Origin of the sequence: Pseudomonas sp. Ga0074129, from assembly GCA_001465025.1 — a bacterium.
GTDB lineage: Bacteria > Pseudomonadota > Gammaproteobacteria > Pseudomonadales > Pseudomonadaceae > Aquipseudomonas.
In genome coordinates this window covers 1-20,088 of record LNDO01000086.1, presented here as the reverse complement: position 1 = coordinate 20,088, position 20,088 = coordinate 1, and the positions used below count along the sequence as shown (strand labels likewise).

The 20,088-nt window shown below is 55.3% G+C and carries 13 protein-coding genes and 1 tRNA gene; 13 read left to right on the top strand and 1 reads right to left on the bottom strand.

Annotation, left to right across the window (positions count from 1 at the left end; genetic code table 11):
• Positions 1-5: 5 nt before the first annotated feature.
• The 11 genes from AUK77_RS12515 (at position 6) to AUK77_RS12465 (ending at position 16,791) form a co-directional block, all read left to right on the top strand.
• Complete coding sequence (locus tag AUK77_RS12515; protein WP_363079392.1) at positions 6-1,166, top strand: site-specific integrase; 1,161 nt, start codon at positions 6-8, stop codon at positions 1,164-1,166.
• Positions 1,167-1,177: 11 nt separating this feature from the next.
• Positions 1,178-1,462, top strand: a complete 285-nt coding sequence (locus AUK77_RS12510) for a hypothetical protein (protein ID WP_296130219.1) — start codon at positions 1,178-1,180, stop codon at positions 1,460-1,462.
• 224 nt (positions 1,463-1,686) lie between these two features.
• Positions 1,687-3,168: a sigma 54-interacting transcriptional regulator gene (locus tag AUK77_RS12505; RefSeq protein ID WP_296130217.1), complete on the top strand. Its 1,482-nt coding sequence runs from the start codon at positions 1,687-1,689 to the stop codon at positions 3,166-3,168.
• Positions 3,169-3,216: 48 nt separating this feature from the next.
• On the top strand, positions 3,217-6,600 hold the full coding sequence (locus AUK77_RS12500) for a DEAD/DEAH box helicase family protein (protein ID WP_296130216.1): 3,384 nt from the start codon (positions 3,217-3,219) through the stop codon (positions 6,598-6,600).
• Between the two features lie 32 nt (positions 6,601-6,632).
• Positions 6,633-8,216: a class I SAM-dependent DNA methyltransferase gene (locus AUK77_RS12495; protein WP_296130214.1), complete on the top strand. Its 1,584-nt coding sequence runs from the start codon at positions 6,633-6,635 to the stop codon at positions 8,214-8,216.
• A complete protein-coding gene (locus tag AUK77_RS12490; RefSeq protein ID WP_296130212.1) occupies positions 8,213-9,400 on the top strand; it encodes a restriction endonuclease subunit S in 1,188 nt (395 codons plus the stop codon). Before AUK77_RS12495 ends, AUK77_RS12490 begins: the two co-directional genes overlap by 4 nt.
• Positions 9,401-9,417: 17 nt before the next feature.
• The gene (locus AUK77_RS12485; protein WP_296130211.1) at positions 9,418-11,241 is read left to right on the top strand and encodes an AAA family ATPase; all 1,824 of its coding nucleotides are present in this window, start codon (positions 9,418-9,420) and stop codon (positions 11,239-11,241) included.
• Between the two features lie 155 nt (positions 11,242-11,396).
• Positions 11,397-13,130, top strand: a complete 1,734-nt coding sequence (locus tag AUK77_RS12480) for a DUF3696 domain-containing protein (RefSeq protein ID WP_296130209.1) — start codon at positions 11,397-11,399, stop codon at positions 13,128-13,130.
• The gene (locus AUK77_RS12475) at positions 13,127-14,056 is read left to right on the top strand and encodes a hypothetical protein (RefSeq protein ID WP_296130207.1); all 930 of its coding nucleotides are present in this window, start codon (positions 13,127-13,129) and stop codon (positions 14,054-14,056) included. The genes AUK77_RS12480 and AUK77_RS12475 overlap by 4 nt, the downstream gene beginning before the upstream one ends.
• A gap of 106 nt (positions 14,057-14,162) precedes the next feature.
• Positions 14,163-16,133 (top strand): UvrD-helicase domain-containing protein, encoded by a 1,971-nt coding sequence (locus tag AUK77_RS12470; RefSeq protein WP_296130206.1) that lies wholly within the window; start codon positions 14,163-14,165, stop codon positions 16,131-16,133.
• Positions 16,114-16,791, top strand: coding sequence for a hypothetical protein (locus AUK77_RS12465; protein ID WP_296130204.1), 678 nt, complete (start codon positions 16,114-16,116; stop codon positions 16,789-16,791). Before AUK77_RS12470 ends, AUK77_RS12465 begins: the two co-directional genes overlap by 20 nt.
• 375 nt (positions 16,792-17,166) lie before the next feature.
• On the opposite strand, the gene AUK77_RS12460 is transcribed toward AUK77_RS12465, so the two are convergent.
• Positions 17,167-17,243, bottom strand: a tRNA-Arg gene (locus tag AUK77_RS12460).
• Between the two features lie 438 nt (positions 17,244-17,681).
• Here AUK77_RS12460 and gabD point away from each other — a divergent pair.
• Both gabD and AUK77_RS12450 read left to right on the top strand, forming a co-directional pair.
• Complete coding sequence (gene gabD / locus AUK77_RS12455; RefSeq protein WP_296130203.1) at positions 17,682-19,130, top strand: NADP-dependent succinate-semialdehyde dehydrogenase; 1,449 nt, start codon at positions 17,682-17,684, stop codon at positions 19,128-19,130.
• Positions 19,131-19,381: 251 nt separating this feature from the next.
• On the top strand, positions 19,382-20,088 hold a 707-nt coding region (locus tag AUK77_RS12450), incomplete at its 3' end, for an aminotransferase class III-fold pyridoxal phosphate-dependent enzyme (protein ID WP_296130202.1).

Here is a 20,088-nt window from a genome sequence, read left to right as displayed (position 1 = left end):
CTGCCATGGGTAAGATTCGAGCGCGTGCCGACAACGAAAAGTTGTTCTTTGACTTCACCTACCTGGATCAGCGCTGCCGCGAGCAGACCACGCTGCCTGATACGCCCGCAAACCGGAAAAAACTGCAGAAGATCCTGGAGCGCATCGAAGCGGAAATCACCCTTGGAAGTTTCGACTACACCACCTACTTCCCCCAAAGCAGCAAAGTACAGGAGATCAGTCGCCTGCAGGCTGGCTGCGCAACCCTGAAAACACCACTGTTCAGGGATTTTGCCGAACTGTGGTTTGAGGAGATGAGGGTCGAGTGGCGTGATACGCACGCCAAAACCGTACGCCTTACTCTCGATAAGCATTTGCTGCCTGAGTTCGGCAAAAAAGAGGTCAGCGCCATCACCAAAGCAGAACTTCTGTCCTTCCGCTCGGCACTCGGCAAAGTCCCCGGGCAGAAAGGTCAGAGTCTGACAGCGACGCGAATCAACCACATCATGACGCCATTGCGCATGATCCTTAGTGAGGCAGCTGACCGCTTCGAGTTTACCTCGCCATACCTCAACATCAAATCACTGAAAGTCCCCAAGACAGACGTGGAGCCCTTCACTCTGGATGAAGTGCTGCAGATCCTCAGCACAGTGCGTGACGATTTCCGCAACTACTACACGGTGCGTTTCTTCACCGGCATGCGCACAGCCGAAGTTGATGGTTTGCAGTGGAAGTACGTCGACTTTCAGCGTCGGCAGATTCTGATCCGTGAAACCTGGGTGGGCGGCAAGCTCGACTACACCAAGAACGACGGCTCACAGCGTGAAATCGACATGTCCGAGCCGGTTTACCAGGCCCTCATCGGCCAGCGCGAGAAAACCGGCAGCGGCCAGTTCGTCTTCTGCACCCGCGAAGGTACGCCGCACGCATACCGCAACATCAACGACCGGGTTTGGTACCCGCTGCTGCGTCACCTGGGTTTGCGCAGGCGGCGTCCCTACCAAACCCGCCATACAGCCGCGACTCTTTGGCTCGCTGCCGGTGAAAACCCGGAGTGGATCGCCCGGCAGATGGGGCACACCACCACTGAGATGCTGTTCCGGGTCTATTCGCGCTATGTCCCCAACCTGACGCGGCGTGATGGCAGTGCCTTCGACAACCTGATCAAAGCCAATCTCAAGGCCTGAGGAGTTCCACCATGAAACTGATCAAACGTGACAACGTGACCCCTCTGCATCCATCTATGGAGGCTCGCGAGCATAAGTACCTCAAGCATCTGGCTTCAGCCATGAGTCACTACCTCGAGAACCCCCGTGGCACTGAGCTTGTTTGCATCCTGGGCTCTGGCTACGAGAAGGATAACCGGCATGCCCTTGAAACCTGGGTCGCCTATCACCGCAACGAAGTTTTCGAAAAACGCCTGGAGGGGCGTAGCCCGCTGGATTACCTGATCGAGAAGCTTGAAAGCCTGTTGGCTAACTAAGTTCACAAGGGGCCGTAAGGCCCCTTCATCGTTCTACCCCGGCTGCAGCTCATACCAATATTTGCTGGGAGCAAAAGCCGCGCTGTTGCTACAGCTCAACTTGAACATCCAGTCAGGCAGTTAAAGACCCGGGTTGAAGGATTGGTTTACTATCCGGACGCGAACCAGAGCACATTTTCTCCTGCCCGCTGATGGGCAAGAGGGAGGCCGGGAGAACAGGGACAGTGGTAAACAAGCAACGCGTATTGGCCAGTTGGGTTGGCGGGAATGATCTCAAAGCAGTCGCAGGCGCTGAGGCAGGCCCGATTCTGGCGACCCTGAACACGGTTTCCGTTGATAGCGTCGAGCTTCTTTGCTCATACCCCGCCGAGCGCGTTGAGCCATACCTGACCTGGCTGCGCCAGCAGGTCGATGTACCCATCACCGCGCATTACGTTTCCCTGTCTTCCCCCGTTCATTTCGGGGAGATCTACCAGGCGGCCAGCCAGCATTTAAAGCGCCTGAATACTCCCGCGAATCATCTTTCCATTCTGCTCAGCCCCGGCACGCCGGCCATGCAAGCGGTGTGGATTCTGCTGGGCAAAACGCGCTATCCGGCGACCTTCTACCAGTCCTCCCTTGAGCAAGGCGTTCAGCGGGTCGAAGTGCCGTTTGAAATCGCGGCCGAGTATGTGCCGGCCGCCAATGCCATCAGCACCGACAAGCTGGTTCAGCTCGCCGGGCTGGATGCGCCTGTGGATGCAGCCTTCGACAGCATCGTGACGCAGAGCGAGCGCATGATGGCCCTCAAGGCGCAGGCGCAGATACTCGCGGCGAAGCAGGTTCCGGTACTGATTTACGGCGAAACCGGCACCGGCAAAGAGTTGTTTGCCCGCGCCATTCACAACGCCGCCCCGCGTTCTGCAGCGCCCTTTGTTGCGGTGAACTGCGGCGCTATCGTGCCGGAGCTGATCGACTCCACCTTGTTTGGTCACAAGAAGGGGGCATTCACCGGCGCTATTGCGGATCGGCCCGGGGTGTTCCAACAGGCCCATGGCGGCACGCTGTTTCTGGATGAGTTCGGTGAGCTGACGCCAGATGTGCAGGTGCGGCTCCTGCGCGTGCTACAGGAGGGCACCTTCACTCCCGTGGGCTCAAGCCAGGAACTCACAGTCGATGTGCGCCTGATTACGGCTACTCACCGCAACCTGATGCACGAAGTCGCTCACGGGCGCTTCCGTGAAGACCTGTTCTATCGCATCGCCGTGGGTGTGCTGCATCTCCCGCCGCTCAGAGAGCGCGAAGGTGACCTGCTGTTGCTGTCAGAAGCGCTGCTGGCGGGCATCGCTAGCCAAGACGCCAGCCTCGGCGATAAGAAAATTTCCGCAGAAGCAAAAAATCTTATCCTTCAACACCTCTGGCGTGGCAACGTTCGCGAATTGCAATCCACCCTGTTGCGCGCAGCGCTCTGGTGTGAGGGCGATTTGATTGCTGCTCATGATATCGAGCAAGCCCTGTTCAAGCTGCCGCAAGCGCAGACTGATGTATTGGCCATGGATGTTACGCAAGGTATTGATCTTCAACAGGTAATTGCCGAGGTGGCAGGGCATTATCTGCGCAAGGCGTTAACGCTTACTGGCAACAACAAAACCCGGGCGGCCAGCCTGCTAGGCCTAAAAAGCCAGCAAACGCTGAGCAACTGGATGGACAAATACGGCATCGAATAAAACTGGCACGGTCCTCGCTATAGGACCGACATGGACAGAATCGCCTTTATGAAATCAGTCAACTTCGAGTTCCTCCGCCCCGGCAACGAGCTGCTGGCCAACCTCGCCGGTCTTGCCGAGGCTGTACTGCACATCGATCCGGGCAGCGCGCTCACCCGTCTGCGCAGCTTTGCCGAAGAGCTGACCAAAGCCATCTACAAGGAAGAACTGCTGCCGCGCATGCCGCAGTCGAGTTTCTACGACTTAGTGAAAAACCCGGTGTTTGTTGATTGCGTCAGCAAGCCCCTGGTGCATCAGATCAACTTCCTGCGCATTCAGGGCAACGACACCGCCCACGGTGCCGAAGGTGATTTGCGCAATGCCCAGCTGGCCCTGAAGACCGCCTACCAGTTGGCCATGTACATGGCCATCAAGTACTACGGCACCGCGCAGGCCTCGATCCCCGAGTTTGCCGAGGTCAAAGACCCAACAGCGATGTTGGCCAGCCTGCAGAAAACCGTCTCCAGCTACGAGAAGGAACTCAACCAGCAGCAGGAAGCGCTGCAGAACGTGATGGACAAGCTGGAGCAGGAGCGCACCCGCCACCTCGACAAGGTCGACCCGCCCGCCAAGCCTGACCAGCAAAAGCGTCAGCAGCAGAGCCAGAAGGTGGCCGACAGCCTGCAGTGGAACGAAGCCATAACGCGCGCATTGCTGATCGACGCCATGCTCTTGCAAGCTGGCTGGGATGTCAGCAACCCCGCGCAGGTCGGCCAGGAAGTGGACGTCGACTTCCCCGACAACGTCTCCGGCAAGGGCCGTGCGGACTACGTGCTATGGGGCGACAACGGTCAGCCCCTGGCCGTGATCGAAGCGAAGAAATCCGGCAACGTCAGCCTGCAAGCCGGGCGCGAACAGGCCCGCATGTACGCCGATGGCTTCGAGCGCATGGGCATGCAGCGCCCGGTGATTTTCTACAGCAACGGCTACGAAACCTTTATCTGGGACGATAAGCAGTACAACACCTACCGCCCGGTGTACGGCATCTACAGCAAAGACAGCCTGGAATACCTCGCCTACCAGCGCCAGTACCGCGTTCCCACGCTGGAGAAACACAACCCCGAGCTGAGCATTGCCGACCGCCCTTACCAGATCGAAGCGATCAAAACTGTCGCCGCACACTTCCAGCAGCAGCGCCGCAAGGCCCTGATCATCCAGGCTACCGGCACCGGCAAAACCCGCGTGGCCATCGCCCTGGCTGAGTTGCTGCTGCGCACCGGTTGGGCCAAGCGCGTGCTGTTCCTCTGCGACCGCAAAGAGCTGCGTGTGCAGGCCGATGAGGCCTTCAAGCAAAACCTGCCCAGCGAGCCGCGCTGCGTGATTGGCGAAACCGGCAAGGTTGATCAAACCGCCCGCATCTACATCGCCACCTACCCGGGCATGATGAACCGCTTCGCCCAGCTTGATGTGGGCTTCTTCGACCTGATCATCGCCGACGAAAGCCACCGCAGCATCTACAACAAGTACCGCGACCTGTTCGACTACTTCGACGCGCTGCAGATTGGTCTCACCGCCACCCCGGTGAAGTTCATCAGCCGCAACACCTTCGATATATTCGACTGCGAAACCACCGACCCCACCTTCGAGTTCGGCCTGGATGCCGCCATCAATAACGAGCCGCCGTATCTGACGCCGTTCCGCGTGCGTGACCTCACCACCGATTTTCTGCGTGACGGCATCCACTACAACGACCTGAGTGACGCGCAGAAGCGTCAGCTCGAAGAAGACCTCGGCGAGGAGGAAGCCAAGCGCACCACCATTGCTGGCAAGGACATCGGTCGCAAAATCTTCAGTGAAGACACCGACCGCATCATTCTGGAAAACCTGATCAACAACGGCATCAAGGATGAGACCGGCTCACTGGTCGGCAAAACCATCGTCTTCGCCCAGCGTCAGGACCACGCCGAGCACCTGGAAAAGCTCTTCTGCAAGCTCTACCCGCAGTACGGCACCAAGGTCTGCAAGGTCATCCACAACGCCATCCCGCACGTGGACACCCTGATCAAGGAATTCAAAAAGCCGGATAACGACTTCCGCATCGCCATCTCGGTCGACATGCTCGACACCGGCATCGACGTACCGGAAGTGGTCAACCTGGTGTTCGCCAAGCCGGTCAAATCCTGGGTCAAGTTCTGGCAGATGATCGGTCGCGGCACACGCCTGCGCCCCAACCTGTTTGGCCCCGGTAAAGACAAAACCGAGTTTCTGATCTTCGACCACTACGGCAACTTCGATTTCTTCGAGCAGGAGTATCAGGAGCCGGAAGACACCGGCAGCAAATCCCTGCTGCAAACCACCTTCGAGGCCCGCTTGGCGCTGGCCCAAGCTGCACTGCGTCACAACCATGCCGCTGCCTTTGATGCCGCCATTGCCCTGCTGCGCGCCGATATCAACGACCTGCCCGACACCAGCGTGGCGGTAAAGCGCGAGCTGCGTGCCGTGCACCAGTTGCAGCAAACCCAGCAGCTGCAGCAGTTCGATGGCAAAACCCAACACCTGCTGGCCAACACCATTGCCCCGCTGATGTCGGCCCGTGTGCTACGCGACAAAAACGCCACCGCGCTGGATAAGCTCATCGCCGGCATTCAGTGCTGCCTCGTCGAGCAGGCCAGCTGTTTTGAGGATGGCAAAATTGCCCTGCTGGCCGAGCTGGACAAGCTCGCCGTGAATATCCAGGCCGTACGCCAGAAGGATGCCCTGATCGCCGAAGTACGCAGCGCCGACTTCTGGCTGCAGCCGTGCATCGACAAGTTGGAAAACGCCCGCAAGGAACTGCGCGGCATCATGAAATACCGGCAAACCGGCAGCACGGGCGGCTATGCCATGCCCAGCACTTCTACTGGCGATGACGGCGTAGAAGTGAACGAGCGCAAGGTCGTGATTGCCGGTGCCAGCGAGGCCATGATCTACCGCCGCCGCCTTAAAGACATCCTTGCCGGCATGCTGGCCGCCAACCCGACCCTGCAGAAAATCCACAAGGGCGAGCCCATTGCAGAGGCAGAACTGAAGACGCTTACCTCGACCATCCTTACCAGCCATCCCGGCGTCAGTCTGGAGGTGCTTAACGAGTTCTACGGTCGCACAGCGGATCAACTGCACCTCACCGTACGCGAGATTATTGGCCTGGATGCACACGCCATCGAGGAGCACTTCAAACAGTTCCTCCATGCCCATCCCAGCCTCACCGCTCAGCAGGTGCGCTTTATGAACCTGCTGAAAAACTACATCGCCCAGCACGGCAGCATCGTTATTGAAACGCTCTACGATGCGCCGTTTTCCAGCATCTCCCACGAGGGCATCGACGGCGTGTTCGCCCCCGCCGATGTCACCGAGCTGGTGGCCGTGCTCAAACCCTTTTTGAAGAACCCCGACCAGCCCGGCGCACCCGCCTGATGGCCGCCCAACCTATAGATCGAGACTACTGAATGCTCACCGGCAAAATCCGCACTGATATAGACAAGCTCTGGGAAAAGTTCTGGACTGGCGGCATCACCAACCCCCTGACCGTGATCGAGCAGATCAGCTACCTGATGTTCGCCCGCATGCTCGACATGCAGGAAGATGTCGCCGAGCGCAAAGCCAACCGCACCGGTAAGGACTTTGCCCGCCTGTTCCCCAATACCCCGGAGGGCCAGCTGCTGCGCTGGAAGAACTTCCGCAACATGAGCGGCAAGGAGCTGCACAGCCACCTCAAGAACAAGGTCTACCCGTTCTTCGCCCAACTCGGCTGTGCTGAAGGCGAGAGCGGTGAGCGCGAAGGCCTCGGCCATATCAGCGAGTACATGCAGGACGCCGATCTGGAGATCAAGAACGAGTCCGTACTGACGTCCGCTGTGGAGATGGTCAACGACCTGCCGCTAACCCAGAGCGACGTAAAGGGCGATATCTACGAATACCTGCTGAGCAAGCTCACCACCGCCGGCATCAACGGCCAGTTCCGCACCCCGCGCCATATCATCGACGCGATGATCGAGCTGATCGCCCCGCAGCCCACTGAGGTGATCTGCGATCCGTCCTGCGGCACGGCGGGTTTTCTGGCCCGCACCATGGAATACCTCAACCGCGTGCACTCCAGCCCTGAAGGCACCTTCACCGACGAAGACGGCAACTTGCATTACTCCGGCAACCTGCTCGAACCCTACCGCCAGCACATCAACAGCCAGATGTTCTGGGGCTTCGACTTCGACACCACCATGCTCCGCGTTTCCAGCATGAACATGATGCTCCACGGCGTGAACGGCGCGAACATCCGCTACCAGGACTCCCTGAGCAAATCCATTAAGGAGCACTACCCGCGCCAAGAGCAGAACTTCTTCGACGTGGTGCTGGCCAACCCGCCATTCAAAGGCAGCCTGGACGAAACAAACACCAACCCCGATGTGCTCGGCCTGGTGAAAACCAAAAAGACCGAGCTGCTGTTCGTCGCCCATATCCTCCGCTCGCTCAAGCTCGGTGGCCGCGCCGCCGTAGTCGTGCCGGACGGCGTGCTGTTCGGTTCATCCAAGGCGCACCAGCAACTGCGCCAGGAGCTGCTCGACAATAACCAGCTGGAAGGCATCGTCAGCCTGCCCAGTGGCGTGTTCAAACCCTACGCCGGGGTCAGCACCGCCATCCTGATTTTCACCAAGGGCGGCAGCACCGAGCGCGTGTGGTTCTACGACCTGCAAGCCGACGGCTATTCGCTGGACGACAAACGCACGCCACTCAAGGGCGAGGCGGGTAACGACCTGCCTGATGCCATCACTCAGTGGCAAAAATACCGGCAGATGGTCGAAGGCAATCTCAGCGCCAGCACCATCAATACCCTGTTCGGCGACAAGCGCAAAAAGGCCTTTGTCGTTCCCGCCACAGAGATTGCCGCCAACAAGTACGAGCTCAATATCAACCGCTACAAAGAAGTGGAATACCAGCAGGAGCAGCACGAAGACCCGAAAGTGATTCTGCAACGGCTGAAAGGGCTGGAGCAGGAAATCATGGCGGATCTGGATGAGCTGGAGGGGATGCTGTGATAGCCAGTCGTAAAAAGCTAGGTGATCTATGCAATCTTGTTACCAAGGGTACAACTCCTACATCTGTAGGTTTTGACTTTGCAGAACATGGCGTTCCATTTTTACGCATTCAGAATATAAGCGGCAGTACAGTTTCGTTGGATGATGTGCTTTATATTGAAGAGAACACACACAATGCACTTGGGCGATCAAAAATTAGGCCGGGGGATTTTCTGATTACAATTGCGGGCACAATTGGGCGCACAGCCATCGTCCCGCCAGGTTTTCCAGAAAGTAATTGCAATCAAGCAGTGGCCATACTTCGATTCGACGAGGCTAAGCTTTGGCCTAAATTTCTGCTGTATTGGCTTTCAACAGAAGACGCGACTGGCCAAATCAGTGGAAGAAAGGTCACGGCAACAATATCAAATCTGAGTTTGGGGCAGATTAAGGAACTCGAAATCCCCTTGCCACCACTGTCCGAACAAAAGCGCATCGCCGATATTCTCGACAAGGCCGACGCCATCCGACGCAAACGCCAGCAAGCCATCCATCTCGCTGACGACTTCCTCCTCGCCGTTTTTCTGGACATGTTCGGCGATCCAGCGACTAATCCGAAGGGGTGGGAAGTGTCGAGTTTAGATCAACACTTAGAGTTCTTAACAAGTGGTTCTCGCGGGTGGGCTAAATACTACAGCGACTCTGGTAGTAAATTTATCCGAATACAAAATGTTGGAAAAAATAAACTTCTACTGACCGATATGGCATATGTAAATGCGCCTAAAGGTGCAGAAGCAGCTAGAACAAAGATTCAAACTGGAGATGTGTTGCTTTCGATTACTGCAGATCTTGGTCGATCATCAGTCGTGACGAGTGACATAGAGGATGGGTATGTAAATCAGCACTTGGCAATTCTCAGATTGAAAAAGGATGAGTTAAATTCGAGATATTTATCGGCCTATTTATCTTCTGATGCGGGAGTTAGGCAGTTCTTTGTTAAAAATAAGTCAGCTGTTAAAGCAGGCATAAATTTTTCTGACATTAGAAGCCTCGAAATTCAGGTTCCACCAATATCTCTGCAGCGCAGCTATGAAAATCTATACGAGCGAGTAATGGGTTTTCAGCTTAAGCAATCCGAGAACCTTGATGTGGCAGAGGCAACATTTAGCTCGTTAAGCCAAAAAGCATTTTCCGGTCAGCTGTAGTAGATAAGGAAATCTCCATGCGCCTCAAGTCCGTCAAACTCACCCATTTTCGCGGCTATCGCACTACCACGGTCATTCCCATCGACGAAGCCATGACCGGCATCGTTGGACGTAATGACTATGGCAAATCTACCATCCTCGAAGCCCTGGCGATCTTCTTCGAGAGCGGCGACGTCAAGGCCGACAAGAGCGATATGAACTGCTTCAGCCTGGCCGGGGGCGCTGAGCAGTTCGAGATTGCCTGTGAGTTTGACGGCCTGCCTGAGGCGCTGGTACTTGATGAGAATGCCGAGACTTCCTTGGCGCAGGAATACCTGCTTAACGCCGAGGGTGCGCTGGAGGTCGTCAAAACCTTTAAGGCCAGCACTACCGGTAAGCCAGAACGCACAGCTATCCGCTGCCAGCACCCAGCAGATGAAGCACTGGCGGGGCTGCTGAGCCTGAAGATGGCCGATCTGAAAAAGCTTGGCGTACAACTGGGTGTTGCAGAGCGTGTTGCTGATCAGCGTGTGGCTTTTCAGTGGCGGCAAGCCATTCGCGCGGCAGCGGGACCTATTGCCTGTCAGGAGACGCTGCTCGACGTCAGTAAAGGACTTTCGACCGACAGCAAATCCATCTGGGAAAAAATCGAGGCCCTGTTGCCCACCTTCGCCCTGTTCAAAGCGGATCGTGAAAGCAGTGATGGTGATGCCGAGGCCAAGAACCCGCTGCAGCAGGCGGTCAAGGAAGCTCAGGCTGCACTGCAGGATCAGATCAGCGCGCTGGAGCAGCAGATCGAAGCCAGTGTGCTGGATGTCGCCGCCCGCACCCTCGACAAACTTCGGGAAATGGCTCCCGAGCTGGCCAATGAGCTGACCCCGCGCTTCAAGGAAAAGCCCAAGTGGAGTTTCAGCTTTACCTTGGATGGTGAGAACGGAATCCCCATCAACAAGCGAGGCAGCGGCGTGCGCCGCCTGATCTTGCTCAACTTCTTCCGCGCCGAGGCGGAGAAGGCGGTCGCAGGCTCCCAGCGTAATGTGATTTATGCCATTGAGGAGCCGGAGACCTCCCAGCATCCGAACTACCAGATGATGCTGATGAAGGCGTTGCTGGAGCTTTCCAACCAACCCAACCGGCAGATCATCGTCACCACCCACGTCCCCGCCCTGGCCGGCCTGATGCCCATCGAAGGTATCCGCTACGTCACCAAGGGCGAGAACGGCATCCCCTTCGTCAAGATGCCGAATAAGGCTGTACTGAAAGAAGCTGCGGAGAGCCTTGGCGTATTACCCGAGACAGGTATGGAGCGGGCAAAGGGCGTCGTACTGGTTGAAGGTAAGTCAGACGTTACCTTCCTCCGCCACGCCTCGAACACCTTAAAGGCTGGCGGGCACCTTGAGTCCAGCCTCGAAGATGCCGGCATCGTCCCGATCCTGATCGGCGGCTGCGGTAGCGTAAAACACTGGGTCACCCTCAACCTGGCCGATGATCTTGGTCTGCCCTGGTGTGTGTTTCTTGACTCCGACATTGGTGGGCGGCCAGAGCAAAATCTTAAACGCAAAGAAGAAGTAGAAGAAAAAGGCCGAGCGTTCTATTCAACTCGAAAGCGCGAAATCGAAAACTATCTGTGCCCGGACATGATTGAGGTTCAAGCGGGGGTAAGTGTGAATTTCACTGATACCTGCGACGCGAAGAAAATCATCGGTCAGGCTACACGCGTCAAAGCGGATGAGGTGATCGACAAGTTCTGGCCACTCATGACTGCAGAGCAGATTCTTCAGCGTTCGATGTACCAAGAGGGCACCGAACAACGCTCAGAGCTGAAAGAGCTCGTCGAGAATTTGCTGGCGTTGGTTCGTTGAGCTGCGAGTGGTATATGGCCCAGCCGAAAGTTGTCCTGGGCTGCCTTCGCGCCTGGCAGCCGCTGCGTGAGTTCATGCATCGGCTGAGCTATTGCCATCTAAAAATTACAAATAAGCCATTTGCCGGTTATAGGCCGAGCTAGAGCATAAAAACCATGCGTATTACAGAAATCGCCCTCACCAACTTTCGTTCCTTTCAGGCTACCCAGGTTATCCCGCTTGCGCCGGTAACCTTGATGTTTGGGCCGAATAGCGTCGGCAAAAGCTCGGTGCTGCAGGCGCTGTTTTATCTGCAGCAAATCCTTGCCAAAGGCCACTGCGACCCACAGCGCATTGACGTGCTGGGCGAAAAACACATCGGCGGCTTTGCCAGCCTGGTGAATGGCGGCGACTTGAATAAGCGAATTGTTATCAAGCTGCAGGTCGCAAAAAACGACAGCATCGGCGCTAGTTACAACCAGCTGTATGAGCTGATCAACGAGGATTTTGGCCTCACCGTCGACAGCCCAACCGCCGATGCTGCACGCTTTGCGGTGGAGCTGCATATCGCCTGGTCTAAATCAGCCGAAACCGCCTACGTGGCCTGCTACAAGCTGTGGCTGGACGGTACGCTGATCGCAGAACTGACCAGCGATGCCGGGATGATGCAGCCGATGCTGGCCTGGCTCAATTACCAGCACCCAACGTTGTTAACAGTAGGCGATGCGGAGGAAGCCGCTGAGCGCGAAGGCGAAGGCTTTGTAAGCGTTTTGCATGAGCTACTAAACGTTCAGCGCCCAACCCAGCCGGTCAGTCGTCGCGATTCCTGGCACATGCCTGAAATGACCTTTGACCATGCCGAACTTGGCTTCAAGGGTTTTGCTGGCGCGCTGCCGTTGCTGGGTAAGCGACTGGAAAGCACCTTTGATCATGACGACCCGCGTATTACCACGCGGCTGCACGAGATTCTCTCGGATGTGTTGGTAGCCCCGTTAGATAACCTGCTGACACTACTTAATCAAAGCTTGTGCATCGGTCCGTTGCGCATGGTGCCCGATGCCTTGCGCCAGGCTAATCCTTACCCTGAGCAAAAAGACTGGTACAGCGGTGCTGCTGCCTGGGATGTGGTCAGCGCGCTGAGCCGCCAGCATAAGGCACCGGCTTTGCTGACTGAGATCAACCACTGGATGAAGCACATCGGCCTTGGCTATTCACTGCGCGCTAAGTCGGTAGTGAGCAAGGTAGTGTACTCCGGCAGTGACGACGGCCCGGGCGAGTTGCGCGCGATGCTGGATGCGCATGGCGATAAGCTTGAGATCAGCTTTAGTGGCGTGGATGAGGAAGGCAATCCGGCAGAGCAAAAAGCGCCTATCGACATTCAAACGTTGAAAGAGCTTCTGCAAGAACTAGCGCCTGATAGTACAGCTACAAAGGGTGCTGTTATTGAGCAGGTTCGCAACCAATGGGGGCTGTGGGATGACGCGCGGCAGTGCGAGGTAGCCTTCTCCGAGGTTGGGGTAGGGATTTCACAGCTGTTTCCGCTGCTTGTGGCGGCTGTGGTCGCGCGCCAGGGTCTTGTGACCTGCGAGCAGCCAGAACTGCATGTGCACCCACGAATTCAGGTGGGTGTTGGTGATTTGCTCACCCAGGCCAATCGCCAATGCAGCTTCCTGATCGAGACCCACAGCGAACATCTGATCTTGCGGATTCTGCGGCGCATTCGCGAAAGCACTGAGGGCGAGCTGCCCGATGGTCTGCAACCACTGGCACCTAAGGATGTTTCGATTATTTACCTCGACACGGCGGCAGGCGGGGTAAAGGCCACGCGTATCGAAATTGATCGAGATGGCGAGTTCACCAGCCGTTGGCCCAATGGCTTTTTTGCTGAGCGCAGGGAGGAGCTTTTGTGATGATTTATGAGTATGCGCTTGAGCCAACTGTTCTAGCAGCCTGGGCATCAAATGATCGTGACTATGCGGAGTTTCTTCGCGAGTACGGGTTGGGTACACCACGACTAGTCAGTAGCTTTCCAAAGAAAAAGGTATCGAAGCTTCGTAGCTACTTGCTTCAGCATAGCCCTCAAGATACCCAGTCACTATCTGGGCGGCGTTATATAGAAATGGTCGCTAAGTTAACCGAGTCCGTTGTTATTAGGGATGTGGCCGATCATAAAAGCTCCGTTTGGTCGGAAGCTGTTGTCAGCGAAGATGATCGAGCCCCTTTCGGCGTGATTTTGTCTTCGTCTGCTATTCGCGCAAAAAATAACATCACGCCTGATAGCATGTACTTGCAAGGAACCATCTGGAATCACTATAACCAATTAAATATACAGCGTACCAACGCAGGGCTTTTGTCCGTAGTTGGCAACCTGGTGCGCCTATCTACAAAGTATATTGTGATCATTGATCCATTTGGCTGGTCGGATGAGGCTATAGGTTTTGTTCGATGCATGATTAATTCTATCCTTTCTAACCGCCTTGCGGACGAGCTGCCCAAGATAATTCTCTTCTATAAAGAGAAACGTGGGAGCAAGAATGCTGGCAGTGGAAGTCCAGCAGCTGATCACGTCAAAGATCGGGTAATGAAAGATTTAAACGGGGAGCTTGGAGGTCTGCAATTTGAAGTTTTTGAACTGAGGGAAGCGGCCGGCAGCGATGTTTTCCACAATCGTTGTATTCTGACGGAGCATGGCGGAGTTTTAACGGGTCACGGCATTGGTGTTTCAAATAACGAGGCTCATACAGATGAAGCAATATTAATGAGAGCGGAAATTTATCAAAAAAAGCTGCTGCAGTTTATTGAGGACAAATGCTTTGATATTGTTTCAATGGCCTAGTGGATGGTTAATGTTTGCGAGTGAGTGATTACCTTGTTGTAGCTTAGAGGCAAGCTTGAATAAGCAGTAATGATGATTATAAGAATAATTTCAGGAAAATTCATGTATGGCGAAAGTCATTCCGGGAATTGAAAAGGCCAAGCTCTCCAAGCAACCGCCAACCGAAGGAGAACTATTTTTACTTGCTTACCTGGAAGAGTATTTCGACGCGGATGCTGAGGTTTATTTCCAGCCCTGCTTTAATGGTGAACGCCCAGATGTGGTGATCATCAAGAAAGGTGTCGGGGTCATAATTGTTGAGGTAAAAGACTGGAGTCTTTCCAGCTATAATGTTGATGTTAAAAACCAGTGGCGTCTGGCTAAAAATAATGCGCTGCTGAAGTCGCCTTTCGCTCAAGCTTTTTCATATAAGCAGAATCTTTTTGAGGTGCATACAAATGGCTTGCTTGAAAAAAGTATGGCCAGCGAAACTTTTTACGGCCTGATAAAAGTTTGCGTGTACTTTCATAATGCTACAAAAAATCAGATCGCAGAATTTTATGAGCCCGCTATAAATGAGCTGCGCAGTGAGTTGGATGAAATTCAACAGGCTTTTCGTGAAAGAGAAGTCGGGCATGAGCAGTACGAAAATAGACGGCTCTACCTAGCCAACAAAAAAAAGCAGCTTGAGCGCGATGTGGGGTCTTTAGCTATTGCGCGAGACTCGCTTAGAAAAATTGAATTCTCTGGCGGCAAGCTGAATCCTCGGTTTGAGGAGAGCGTGTATACAGAGCTTATGCGCCTGCTGCAGCCCCCATTCCATTACGCCAATGAAGGAAAGCCCATCCTCTATACAAAGCCACAGGAGCGGCTATCCGAGAGCCTAGAAGGCGGCCGCGCCAAGGTGTGCGGAGTGGCAGGGTCGGGTAAAACTTCCGTCTTGGCGAAGCGTGCGGTGAATGCGCACAAGCGTCATGGCGAGTCCGTGTTGATACTCACATTCAATCTGACGCTTCGCATGTTCATCAGGGACAAAATTAGTGAGGTTCGCGAAGACTTCAGTTGGGGTGCTTTCCATATTGTCAATTACCACAAGTTTATAAGTGCGGCTCTAAGCAGTGCCGGAGTCGAAGTGAAGGTTCCAGAAGGCGTGGCGGACCTCAGTGCATACCTTGAAGAGCATTATTATTCGAACGAAACTGTTTTGGATAATTATGTTGCTCATAGATACAACACTATCCTAATTGATGAGGCTCAAGACTATAAGCCGGAGTGGCAGCGAATCATCAGAAAGAATTTCTTAGCCGAAGGCGGTGAGATGGTTCTGTTTGCGGATGAGAAACAGAATATCTATGAGCGTGCTGTTGATGAGGAAAAAAGAGCAAGCATAATCTCCGGTTTTGGGCGCTGGCAGCGTCTGTCTAAAAGCTTCAGATATAAGCAGAATTCTCCGGTATTGCAATTGTCTGTAGCTTTTCAGAAGCAGTTCCTTTCAGAGAAATATATTTTCGATGGGGATGAGTCTTATCAGCAAACCGCTTTTCTGCCAGGGATTAGCTTGAGTGCCGTAGGGACATGGTCAGCTGGTAGGTTGCTTGATGTTGCTGAGCTCATTGTCGCTATTGCGAAGCGCGAAGGTATTCACCCGAATGACATCACCATTGTGTCGTCAAAGGAAGATGTTCTGAGGGAGATCGACTTTGCTATCCGGAAAGGGCCTCGCCATCAGGAACGGACGATTACAAGCTTTGCCTCGAAGGAAGATGTTGAGATAGTTCGCGGGAAAGGACTTGGGCGTACTAAAGAAAGCAAGGAGCTGCGCAAGTTAAGCGCTAGCCGTAAGCAAGGATTCAACCTGAATAGCGGCGTAATGAAATTATCAACTCTTCATAGCTTTAAAGGTTTTGAATCACCCACGGTATTTATGATCGTTAACGATCTGGATGGGCCGGAGCTTGTTTACACTGGCTTGACTAGAGCAAAAGAAAACATCGTGGTGCTTTTGCCAAGCGGTAATCGATACTTTGATTTCTTTACGCAAAATCTTGAAAGCGTTAGTTCGCTTATGCAGCATTCAATTGCTGGCTTGGCTGACTAATATTTTTCATTTTATGCGTGGCGTTTGCTTTATTTCTTGGTTTTTATATGGATTTTTTATGAAGAAATATGGGGCTCGCTTTTCTATTGCTGCAATGATCGCTGCAGCACCCTGCTTAGTCATGGGAGGATTCCCGCTGCTTGGTTATGCACCTTGGGGACGTAACAGTTTGGAGGTTATTGTTTTCTTCTTGGTGATTTATTCCGCAATCCATGTGCTTGTTGCGCTGCTGGTTATGCTGGTCACCCGAAAGTGGCGGGAGTATTTCCCGGCCATCATGCTGGGTGTGCTTTTCGGCGGCCTTGCCGGTTTGCAGGCGGGAACAGCAATGAGAATGGAAGGCTATGAACGGGCGGGTGAGCGTGCTGCTGTTCTGGTCACTGCGATAGAGCATTACATTAAGGCAACCGGAGAGCCACCTGAGCGCTTGGAACAACTTGTACCTGATTTTGTCGAGGCGATCCCAGGCAGGCTGCCGCCACTTGAGATTGTAACGGGCGAGGCGGCTCTCAAAGGTTTCTATGGCAATCAATGGGCTCTGCTGTTCAAAGCGGGTAGTGGTTTGAACTGGGACCAACTTGTTTATTTACCAAAGCAGAATTACGACCAGGTCGAATCGAAAACCCTGCTGGGGCGCTGGGCATATCTCCACGAGTGATCATGTGTTTTTCGCTGCCGGCGCTGCCTGAAGGTGGCCGGCGGCGCTCAGGGCATCAGCAGGGACGGCTAAAGCCGGCCAGCAGTTCTCGGGCAAATGGCCGAACCATGCAACCTTGCTTAACAGAATAGAGCGTTGTGGCTGCAGCTCTTTATGGCTAGTACTCAAAATCCCCGCGCGCAAAATAGGGGGCCAGACTTTGAGGCACGGTTTAGGCACAGAATTGGCACAGCCCGAAAATGAGTCGAAAAGGAGCGCTGCGGGCAGTACTCACCACAATCTGAGTATCCGCATGGAGATCAATTTTGAGAGATTAGCCAATTCGGGATCTGGATCGGCAGAACCTTAGGAAAAGGCTTTTAAATCATACAGATATGGCGCACCAGGCGGGATTCGAACCCACGACCCCCGCCTTCGGAGGGCGGTACTCTATCCAGCTGAGCTACTGGTGCGTATGTGTTGCGGCGGTCCATTTGACCATTAGCTGACACCCTTCTCAACTCGATGAGTATTGCCTTCGGAGGGCAGTACTCTATCCAGCTGAGCTACTGGTGCAGCGCGGGCGCAATCATACGCATGTCGCTGGCGGGCGTCCATGCTGGTGCCTTGTTCGTGATTCTGCACGGCTGCTCTAGTCAGCTGTTTGTGCCTACTAAGGGCTTGAATAGGCGTGATGAGGCGTTAATTTTTTCGAACAGGCTATTGCCCTTTACCCCTCTTGACCCTAGCATTCGTTTGAGATTTCAAACGCTCGTGCTGAAAACCATGGCCATTCACCTTTTGGCGCGGTAGCTGATGCAAGAGCTCGCTGATCAAGCCCCTGCGCCGCAAGCACGCGGTGTATTCGATGACGTGTACCGATGCCTGGGTGTCGGTTTTAGGAGACTGCCATGCAACTGAAAGACACCCAGCTGTTTCGCCAGCAGGCGTATATCGACGGCGTTTGGCTGGACGCGGACAGCGGCCAGACCATCCAGGTCAACAACCCGGCTACCGGCGAAATCATCGGCAGCGTGCCGAAGATGGGCGCAGCGGAAACCCGTCGCGCCATCGAAGCCGCCGACCGCGCCTTGCCGGCCTGGCGTGCGCTGACTGCCAAAGAGCGCTCAAACAAACTGCGCCGCTGGTTTGAACTGTTGATCGAAAATCAGGACGATCTAGGCCGTCTGATGACGCTGGAGCAGGGTAAGCCGCTGGCCGAAGCCAAGGGTGAGATTGCCTACGCCGCCTCCTTTATTGAGTGGTTCGCCGAAGAAGCCAAGCGTGTCTATGGCGATGTAATTCCCGGCCATCAACCAGACAAGCGTCTGATCGTGATCAAGCAGCCGATTGGCGTCACCGCTGCCATTACGCCGTGGAACTTCCCGGCGGCGATGATCACCCGTAAAGCCGGCCCGGCGCTGGCCGCCGGTTGCACTATGGTGATCAAACCTGCGTCGCAAACGCCGTTCTCCGCGCTGGCGCTGGTTGCTCTGGCAGAGCGCGCCGGTATTCCGAAAGGCGTGTTAAGCGTGGTCACCGGCAGCGCTGGCGATATCGGCAGCGAGCTGACCGGCAACCCGATCGTGCGCAAGTTGAGCTTCACTGGCTCCACTGAAATCGGTCGTCAGTTGATGGCCGAGTGCGCCAAGGACATCAAGAAGGTCTCGCTGGAGTTGGGCGGCAACGCGCCGTTTATCGTGTTCGACGACGCCGACCTGGATAAAGCCGTTGAAGGCGCGCTGATTTCCAAATACCGCAACAATGGCCAGACCTGTGTGTGCGCCAACCGTCTGTACATTCAGGACGGCGTGTACGACGCCTTCGCCGAAAAACTGGCTGCTGCCGTGGCCAAGCTGCAGATCGGCAATGGTCTGGATGACGGCATCACCACCGGCCCGCTGATCGATGCCAAAGCCATGGCCAAGGTGCAGGAGCATATTGAAGACGCGGTCAGTAAAGGCGCGCGCGTGCTGATGGGCGGCAAGCCTCACGCGCTCGGCGGCAGCTATTTCGAGCCGACCATTCTGGTAGATGTGCCGAACAACGCCGCCGTCGCCAAGGAAGAAACCTTTGGCCCGCTGGCGCCGCTGTTCCGCTTCAAGGACGAGGCCGAAGTGATCGCCATGTCCAACGACACCGAGTTCGGTTTGGCTTCGTATTTCTACGCCCGTGACCTGAGTCGTGTGTTCCGTGTGGCTGAAGCCCTGGAATACGGTATGGTCGGCGTCAACACCGGATTGATCTCCAATGAAGTCGCGCCGTTCGGCGGCATGAAAGCCTCGGGCCTCGGCCGTGAAGGCTCCAAATACGGCATTGAGGATTACCTGGAAATCAAATACCTCTGCCTGGGCGTGTAAGGGCATCGACCTCCGGGTCGTCGGCCATAAGGCGTTGGCCTTAGCCCCGAAGCTCTCGAGCGGTGGAGCCTTTAGGAAATTAAACACCCCAGGTTCAACCAACGAGCCGGTCACCTGGGTTTGCAACAGCGAAAATGAACCTGAGCAATGCGCAGGGTGCGGTAGTCGATCATCGAATGCTGACCGCACTCTTCCCCCGGTTGCCTTTCATCCTTGAACCACGCCGAGATTGACCGGCGAATGAGGACTTTATGAGCAAGACCAACGAATCTTTGATGCAACGCCGCACCGCTGCCGTTCCACGCGGCGTGGGCCAGATCCACCCGATCTTTGCCGAGTCGGCAAAGAACGCCACGGTGACCGACGTTGAAGGCCGCGAGTTTATCGACTTCGCCGGCGGCATCGCGGTGCTCAACACCGGCCACCTGCACCCGAAAGTGGTGGCGGCGGTGCAAGAGCAACTGACCAAGCTGACTCACACCTGCTTCCAGGTGCTGGCGTATGAGCCTTACGTTGAGCTGTGCGAGAAGATCAACGCGCGCGTGCCGGGCGACTTCGCCAAGAAGACCCTGCTGGTCACCACCGGCTCTGAAGCGGTGGAAAACTCGATCAAAATCGCCCGCGCTGCCACCGGCCGCGCTGGCGTGATCGCCTTCACCGGCGGCTACCACGGCCGCACCATGATGACCTTGGGTCTGACCGGTAAAGTGGTGCCGTACTCGGCCGGCATGGGCCTGATGCCCGGTGGCATCTTCCGCGCGCAGTTCCCGTGCGCGCTGCACGGCGTCAGCACCGATGATGCGATCGCCAGCATTGAGCGCATCTTCAAGAACGATGCCGAGCCGCGCGACATCGCCGCCATCATCATCGAGCCGGTGCAAGGCGAAGGCGGTTTCTACGTCGCGCCGAAAGACTTCATGCTGCGCCTGCGCGCCCTGTGTGATCAGCACGGCATCCT